1 protein-coding gene is annotated in these 555 nt (G+C 55.7%); it reads left to right on the top strand.

What is annotated here, in order from left to right; translation table 11 throughout:
- The first annotated feature begins 76 nt into the window (after nt 1-76).
- Complete coding sequence (locus tag AKL28_RS23730; protein ID WP_050470719.1) at nt 77-367, top strand: DUF4148 domain-containing protein; 291 nt, start codon at nt 77-79, stop codon at nt 365-367.
- The last annotated feature ends 188 nt before the right edge of the window (nt 368-555 follow it).

Raw genomic sequence — 555 nt, 5'->3', positions numbered from 1 at the left:
GCGCCACACAAGGAGTTGGCGGTCGAAACCGCCTGGATCAGGCGATCTTTTGAACTACCATTCTAGGAGTAATGACATGAAAGCAACCCAAATTCTCTTCGGCGCCATGGTTACCGTTTTGTCGGTGTCCGCCTTCGCGCAATCGACCGTCAAGACCGAAGCCGAACGCGATCAAGCGAACCTGAGCGCCCGCAACAACTACCCGGTGATCAAGTTCGAAAGCACCAAGACCCGCGCCGATGTGGTGGCCGAGCTGGAAGCTGCACGCCTGGGCAAGCCGGTTCAAGCCGCTGCTGAAAAGCCGAACGTCGCCGGCAGCCCGGCCCAAAGCAAGGCCTTTGACTTGCCGCTGTACAACGGTGCATAATCGCCGCCGATTAATGGCCATGTTGCACATTAACCTCATAGCTGCCGATCGGGACGGTCGGTAGCTATAATCCTTCAGACCATGCGCTCATTCATTATCTTGCTTGCTTTGTTGTTGCCGATGCAGCTCACTTGGGCAGCAATGGCATCGTATTGCCAAGGGGAAAATGATCGTGTGCCGACCCATAT

Source organism: Herbaspirillum chlorophenolicum, assembly GCF_001189955.1.
Taxonomy (GTDB): Bacteria; Pseudomonadota; Gammaproteobacteria; order Burkholderiales; family Burkholderiaceae_D; genus Herbaspirillum; species Herbaspirillum chlorophenolicum.
The sequence above is the reverse complement of the archived record's forward strand: the minus strand, read 5'-3'. Positions and strand labels throughout refer to the sequence as shown.

Coding starts and splice junctions, on each gene's coding strand:
- AKL28_RS23730 (WP_050470719.1), top strand. CDS start 77: ATGAAAGCAACCCAAATTCTCTTCGGCGCCATGGTTACCGTTTTGTCG.